Source organism: Pseudochelatococcus lubricantis (assembly GCF_042432495.1).
Lineage (GTDB): Bacteria > Pseudomonadota > Alphaproteobacteria > Rhizobiales > Beijerinckiaceae > Pseudochelatococcus > Pseudochelatococcus lubricantis.
The window spans coordinates 176995-184299 of record NZ_JBHLXC010000015.1 but is presented as its reverse complement, the minus strand read 5'-3'; the positions used below and the strand labels follow the sequence as shown (position 1 = coordinate 184299).

5 protein-coding genes and 1 CRISPR repeat array are annotated in these 7305 nt (G+C 62.8%); of the genes, 1 reads left to right on the top strand and 4 read right to left on the bottom strand.

Annotated elements, in window-relative coordinates:
• Positions 1-67 precede the first annotated feature (67 nt).
• A CRISPR array of direct repeats spans positions 68-630; the repeat unit is 32 nt; unit sequence GTCGCTCCTCGCGTGGGAGCGTGGATAGAAAC.
• Between the two features lie 104 nt (positions 631-734).
• Together ACFFJ7_RS18850 and ACFFJ7_RS18845 are read right to left on the bottom strand one after the other, a co-directional pair.
• Positions 735-1991, bottom strand: coding sequence for an alpha/beta hydrolase (locus tag ACFFJ7_RS18850; protein ID WP_377594409.1), 1257 nt, complete (start codon positions 1989-1991; stop codon positions 735-737).
• A 44-nt stretch (positions 1992-2035) separates the two neighbouring features.
• Positions 2036-3697 (bottom strand): alpha/beta hydrolase, encoded by a 1662-nt coding sequence (locus ACFFJ7_RS18845; RefSeq protein WP_377594407.1) that lies wholly within the window; start codon positions 3695-3697, stop codon positions 2036-2038.
• A gap of 401 nt (positions 3698-4098) precedes the next feature.
• On the opposite strand from ACFFJ7_RS18845, the gene ACFFJ7_RS18840 reads away from it, so the two are divergent.
• Positions 4099-4638 carry a hypothetical protein gene (locus ACFFJ7_RS18840; protein ID WP_166950087.1) on the top strand — a complete coding sequence of 180 codons (540 nt, stop codon included), beginning with the start codon at positions 4099-4101 and terminating at the stop codon, positions 4636-4638.
• Positions 4639-4955: 317 nt separating this feature from the next.
• On the opposite strand, the gene ACFFJ7_RS18835 is transcribed toward ACFFJ7_RS18840, so the two are convergent.
• Complete coding sequence (locus ACFFJ7_RS18835; RefSeq protein ID WP_166950089.1) at positions 4956-5669, bottom strand: MgtC/SapB family protein; 714 nt, start codon at positions 5667-5669, stop codon at positions 4956-4958.
• A 188-nt stretch (positions 5670-5857) separates the two neighbouring features.
• On the bottom strand, positions 5858-7303 hold the full coding sequence (locus ACFFJ7_RS18830; RefSeq protein ID WP_377594404.1) for a Na+/H+ antiporter NhaC family protein: 1446 nt from the start codon (positions 7301-7303) through the stop codon (positions 5858-5860).
• Between the last annotated feature and the right edge of the window lie 2 nt (positions 7304-7305).

The following is a 7305-nucleotide window of genomic DNA, read 5'->3' as shown; positions in this document are numbered from 1 at the left end:
CACTATCGATGGTGGACACTATCCCGCACTCTCAGCACGCGGCAGTGCGGTCAGCCCGGACGCTTACGTCGCTCCTCGCGTGGGAGCGTGGATAGAAACCGGCGTGAGGATCGTGATTGCCCGGCACGTTGCGGTCGCTCCTCGCGTGGGAGCGTGGATAGAAACCCGAGTATCGCAACGCTCTCTAGGAAGCCAAGCGCGTCGCTCCTCGCGTGGGAGCGTGGATAGAAACAGCAGCTTCGGCGCGCACCTCGGCAATCAACGCTCGTCGCTCCTCGCGTGGGAGCGTGGATAGAAACGCAATCTTCGTATTCGACCCAGGCCTCCGCCTCCGTCGCTCCTCGCGTGGGAGCGTGGATAGAAACACCGGCACCACAGCCACCGTGCCATCCATCAGGGTCGCTCCTCGCGTGGGAGCGTGGATAGAAACCCGTCCATCCCGAGCACGCCGGCTGCGGTTGGTGGTCGCTCCTCGCGTGCGAGCGTGGATAGAAACGGCGGCGATCCGGGATATGCCCGCCTCACCGGCAGGTCGCTCCTCGCGTGGGAGCGTGGATAGAAACATCAGGAACGCCTCGGCGCTCATGAGCGAGGCGTAGTCGCTCCTCGCGTGGGAGCGTGGATAGAAACCTCGTGACGATCGCGGCCTTCGTCGCGCGGCTCGTCGCTCCTCGCGTGGGAGTCTTATCGCACCGCATCGGAAACCTCGTAACGTATCCCGGTGCCGGGAGCGATCATCTCGCGGGATCGGCGGTCCCGATTGCGTTCTTGCGGATAATCTGCCCGAACAGCTCCGCCTGTTCCCTGGATGCCGTGTCGGCATCGGCGACGACGGCGGAAAACTGCAGGAAGCTGTGGCCAAGCGAGGGGTAGTTCGTGTACCTGACAGGCACACCCTCCGCCTCCAGCCGTCCGGCGAAAGCGCGGCCTGAATCGCGCAGGATATCGAAGCCCGCGGTGGAGATGATCGTCGGCGGCATGCCCCTGAGGCTTTGCGCCCGCAGCGGGTCCATGAGGTCATCCACCCTGAGATCGCCCGTTCTTTTTTGGTCCAGATAAATGGGGAACACGCGCGGCAGGATGAAGTCGATGAAGGTGCTATCGAGCCCGTAGCCCTTTCCGAACAGCTTGAAGGACCTGTCCTCGACGGGCATGCCGGTGCCGGGATAAAAGAGCAGCATGGCTGCCGGCCCCGGCCTGCCGGCGATCAACTGTCGCTGGGCGATGTTGATGGCGATGTGCCCGCCGGCGCTGTCGCCGCCGACACCGATGCGGGCCGGATCGCCGCCCAGGGAGGGCGCGTTGGCTCTCACCCACAAGAACGCATCCTCGCCGTCATCGCTTGCCGCGGGATACGGATGCTCGGGCGCAAGCCGGTAGCCGACCGATACGACGATGACCTTCGCCTGACTGGCGATGAGCCGGCAGACCCGATCAGTTGCCGCGATGCTGGAGAATATCCATCCCCCGCCGTGATGGAAGACAAGCAACGGAAGCGGATCATCCGCCTCGACTTCAGGATGATAGATGCGGATCGGGGTCGGACCGCCGCGACCGGCGATCTCGCGGTCCGCCACGAGGCGCATCGGTTCCGTCGCCTTCGTATACAACAGCCATACACGGTCGATCTTGTTGCGCACCCAGGCACGGCCCAGCGAGGTTGCATAGACCGCCTGCATGGCGGGCATAGCCAGTCCGGATACGGGGCGCGTCTGCTCCATCATGTACTGGAGCTTGGGATCGAGTCTCTGCCCGTCCACGATTTCCTGCTGGCCCCGGAGCCGGGCGGCGAACCAGTGATCGGGCTTCGAATAGAGGGCGAGTTGTTCAGCCTCCTTGCGTGTGGGCCGGAACGGCTCGGCCGGGACGATATCGTACCTGAACCATGCAAGTGCGGCGGCAACCGCGAGCGCCGACAGGCCCGCGACAGACAGCAGAGCGACCCAGACGAGGCCCGGAAGCAAACCCGCGATGCCTTCAATAGCACTCATGACGACACTCTCCGGCTACACGTACTGGGCAAAACGGGTTGCGATCATCGATGGGACGGCGTTGCCACCGCCAGATGCTTCTTGAGACGATCGATCCCATCGGGGGACCAGCCCCTGTCGCCGATGAGGGCGATCCATGCGTCGAGATAATGCGCCGGCGCATAGAGGTGGCCGAAGCCGACGGGCGTCGTCGGGGTCAACGCCATGTCGAGTGCCAGCTGCAGCATGGTGATGACCGGATACCACCTCAACTCGGGCGAGACATCGGGCCCGCGTGGCGCGTCCATCCAGGCCGGACGGCGATACAAATCGTGATAGTCGAAAAAGGTGATCGGGTCGCTCGCGTATTGCAGATAGACTATCCGGATCGGTCCCCAGTCCCTCCCGGTGCCCGGCGCCGCTCCCTTCTGGTTCATGAAACGCACGAACGACCCGTCGCGGAACACGGGTAGCCATGAGGCGGAGCCCGCGTTGCGGTCATCCGTGATCCGGCGCCATACCTGGCTCTCGAATGGTGGGCCGCTCCAGAGCGCGCCATTAATGGGATCGCCGATCATCTCGAAGAGTGCGGCTGACCGTTCCGAGTTCATCGCGCCAAGGCTGAGACCCTGCAGGTAGAGAAGCGGGCGGCTGTCGCGGGGCAGGGTGCGCCAGTGTTCATAAACGGCGGCGAACAGGGCACGCGCGCTGTCGAGGCCGTATTCAGGCTGGATCAGAAGAGACAGGGGACTGTGAAGATAGGAATACTGCATGGCGATGCTGGCAACGTCGCCGTGCAGCAGATATTCGAGGCTGTCGATAGCGGCCGAGTCCACCGAGCCGGCGCCGGTCGGTGTGATCACGACCAGCACGGAGCGGTCGAAGGCGCCCACCCGTTTCATTTCGGCCAGCGCGATCTGGGCGCGCTCCCTCGGGGTCTCCGCCGCACGCAAGCCCACATAGACACGAATTGGATCCTGCGCATCCCCGCCCGCCAGAGCGCTGATGTCGGCGGCCCGCGGCCCTGATCCGATATAGTTCCGGCCTGTCCGCCCGAGCGCGTCCCACCGCAGCAGGGATTCGGCGCTGCCTGTGCGCAGGGGCGACGATGGCGGCGGAATCGTCGGCTCGATGAAAGCGTCGAGTTGCTCGAACGACCTGTCAAGTCCATTGAGCACGCCCCTCAGGAGCACATTATTGCCCAGGGACCATACCAGAAGCGCAGCGAAGGCCATGCTGATGACATTCGATACGCGGCGCGGCACGACACGCTCGACACGCGCCGACACGAACCGGAATATCAGCTGGAACAGGCGTGCCAGCATCAGCAGGAACAGAAACGTGACGATGGCGATGGCGCTTACAAGGAAGGGATGACCAGTCGTCAGCGGGGGAAGTTCCATCAGTTCGCGGATGGAGTTCTGCCAGTCCGCGGTACGCCCCAGAAAAACGAGGGCCACGGCGATGCAGCCAGCAATCACGAGCGCGGTGCAAACCGACGCTGCCCGCCCCCGCAGTTCGGGCAACTCCATGTATCGCCGGAGCCAGCTCAGGAACGCGCCTATGCCGTAACCCACCGCGAAGCCGCTGCCCGAGAGCACGCCCTGCGTGGCAAAGGTGCGCGGGATAAGCGATGGCGTCAGCGCCATGGCGAAGAACAGGGTTCCCAGAACGAGGCCGGGAACGGACAATGAGTGCCAGAGCCTGACAAAGGGGGAGGGTTTCATGCCGCCTTCTCTCGCGCGAGACCGAAGCACCGTGCGTAGCACGATCCTTCATGGTGGAATCTCATTATCTGTCTTCCTGCAACGCCGGCGCGAAAAACCGGACTCGCAACGCAATGGCACGATTGTCATCGCCAGTGCGAGCTGGAAGAGATTCCATTGGGGCCGGCGTGAACCTCACCGCCTCTCGCCGGGGTACTGCCGCCGGGACGCGAGCCGGCTCCGCTGAAACTGCGTCAGCTTGTTAATACTATATAATGGCTTGCTGTGAATATTTATTTTATGTAGTTATTCCAATGATAGCCAATATATAGGCTGACATACGTGGATGCCGAGTTGAGGTTGAGATTACCGAAAAATGCAATCTAACATATCTCAAATCAACGACAGCGCGATTTAAAATCATGTCTGATGCCGCAAACGCAGGTCTCATCGAGATTCGCATCGACAAGGTGTCGCAACTCTTCGACACGAAGGACCTTCACCCGTTCCATCAATGGTCCCTCGCGGACGAGGCCGACGCCTACATCACCGGGCATGCCCAGGAACTGCCGCCGCGGAAACCGCTGACGATCGTCATTCACCTGCCGGAAGCGGAATACCCGCATGCGCTTGGTCTCGGCAACGCCATAGCCTCCTATTACACGAAGCGCGCCGATGCCGGGACGCGGGAACTGCGCACCTTGTTCCGGAACGGGCGCGTGGCACTCCTGACCGGGATTGCGGTGTTCATCCTCTGCTTTTCGCTGGCGCAACTCCCCACTGGATGGCTTGGCGGCGGCTACGTGTCGCAATACTTCAGGGAAGGGCTGGTCATTGTCGGCTGGGTCGCTAACTGGCGGCCGATGGAAATTTTCCTCTATGACTGGTGGCCTATCGTGAGCAAGCGAAGGCTCTATCGGCGGCTCGCACGCGCGCAGGTGGTGCTGAAGCGCCAATCATGACGCTTCGTTTTCGTCCTGCCTGCCGTTATGGCTGCTTCTTCGCGAACAGCGCTGTTGCGCCGTCGAAGGATCGGCCGACCGGTCGCACTTGCGCCCTGCTCAGGCGCTGCGCGGGCTTGACCACGGGCTATAGCATTTCGACATTTCATTGAAACGCCGAAATGCTATAAGTTTTTGATATTACGCGCTTTCTTCACGCAAACCGGTACCCGCTTTGCTTGAAAACACTTTAGAGCGCATTCCGATCAGAATTCGCTCAAAATAAGGAACCTGGAATCTGTCCTGTTTCAACGTAAACAGGACAGATTCCAGTGATGTTACTCCTGCGGCGCGGCTGACGTCCATCGCGTGGAGAAGATGAGGGGAGAGAGGCTGAGATCGCCCACCAGCTGCTCCACCAGGCTGTCGACCTGTTGCGGGCTGTAGACCGTGGCCTCGACCTCGACATCGCCCGTATTCGGCAAGACATGGCTTTCCAGGCTCTGAAGCCGCAGCTTGTGCACGCTCATCGCCTGCAACAGTTTGGTGCGGACGACAGCCTCGTCTTGCGCCTCGCATTTCAGTTCGATGATGTAATAGCGCTCCGTCAGTTCTTCTTCCGGAGAGAAGTAGTCGATAATTCCGCGCAGCCGCGGCAGCCCGACATTGATCAGGAGAATGAAGACTGTCACCTCGAACGCCTCAAGGACGAAGCCATAACCGGCCAGCGTGCCTACCGCCCCGGTCGCCCACAGCGTCGCCGCGCTGCTGAGCCCGCGGACGCTGAGTCCGTCGCGCATGATGAGACCCGCCCCGAGGAAGCCGATGCCCGTCACCACCTGGCCACCCATGCGAACCTCGATCCTGCCTTCACCCTCGATCAGGATGGCGAGCGACGTGAATGCGGCAGCTCCCAACGACACGAGCGCGTGCGTCGTCAGGCCGGAATGTCTCTGCCGCCATTGCCGCTCGATCCCTACTAAACTGCCGAGGAACAGCGCCACCAGCAGATCGGGGGCGATCGAGAGTGCGTTGTAGTAGTTGCCGGCCATCGGAGCCCTCATTCCGGGAAGTTTATCGAGATGCTTAGGCCGAAAGGCCCTAACGTTCGATGACGCGACATATAAATGTATACATGCGGACCGCTGGCAGGTGAGCTTGGCTCAATGTGCGTTTTTCAAGTATCATTAAATAATGACATCGTCCGCACCGTCGCGGCATGTCGGCCGCCCTTTACGGGTCAGGCAGCTTCCCCCGTCCGTTGCGCGATTGAAAACCTGGCGACAAGGATGGCGAGCAGCGGGCTGGCAATGCCGAACACCGCATAGGGAGCATAGCTCAGCGTCGCGACACCCAGCGTCGCCGCCATGTAGGCGCCGCAACTGTTCCACGGCACCAGCGCGGACGTCGGGGTCGCGGCCGCTCCGACCGCGCGCGACAGCAACACCGGCGCGAGGCCCCGGCGCTCGAATTCCGGGCGGAACATGCGCGCGGGCAGCACGATCGACAGATATTGGTCGGCGGTGATGATGTTGCTGGCCAACACGGCAGCAACCATGGCGGCGACGAGGCTGCCGAGCGAGCTGGCAAGCGAGACGATCGGCGTCACGATCCGATCGAGCACCCCCGTCTTTTCGACGACACCGCCGAAGGCGAAGGCGACCACGACGAGCCAGATGGTTGGCAGCATGCTCTCCATGCCGCCGCGACTGGCGAGCGTATCGATGGCCGCATCGCCGGAGCTGGAGACGTAGCCGCTGGCGAGCGCCAGCCACACGCCCTTGACCAGTGCAAGCCAGCCGGGAATCTCGGGACCGGCTGCGGCGAAAGCAAGCACCCGGTCGGGCGACATGACGACAGCCAGAACGCCGCCGGCCAGCGCCCCGGCGAAAATCGTCGTGAACGGCGGCAGCTTCAGCAGAGCGAGCACGATGATCAGCGCGAGCGGCAGGAACATGTACCAGCCCGTCGGGGTCACAGCCTCGATCGCTGCCAGCTTGCCCGAGATGTCGGCCGTTCCCGGCGTGCCGAGCAGCCAGAAGATGATGAGCGACAGGCCAAGTGCCCCGAACGATGTCGGCAGCGTGTGCCGCATGTGCTCGTAGAGCCCGGCGCCGGCAGAAGCCGCGGCGAGATTGACCGAATCCGACAGCGGCGACGTCGTGTCGCCGAAATAGGCGCCGGAGATGATCGCCGCCGCCGTGATCGCCGGATCGAGCCCCATGTTGGCGGAAATGCCCATCAGCCCGACACCGATCGTCCCGACCACCGTCCACGAACTGCCTATCGAGAACGAGATGAGTGCGGCAAGCGCCGTCGCGGTGACATAGAAAGAGCCGGGGTCGAGCAGCTTCAATCCGTAATAGACCATCGCGAGCAGCGTGCCGCTCAGGGCCCATGCCCCGATCAGCGCGCCGACCGCGAACAGGATGAAGATGGCGCCGATGCCGCTGGCGACGCTGGCCGTCGCCGCTTCGGTCATCGCTTCCAAGCGATGGCCGCGCCCGACCGCCATCAGCGCGGCGACGAGCGCGGCGAGCGTCAGCGCAACCTGGTTCGGCCCCTCCACACCCGCATCGCCGAACAGGAAGAAGGAGAGGCCGACAAGCACGACCAGCGCGGCTACGGGGACCAGCGCTTCGAACAGAGTTGGAGATCGCGGCACGGCGGATATATTTTCGTCCATAT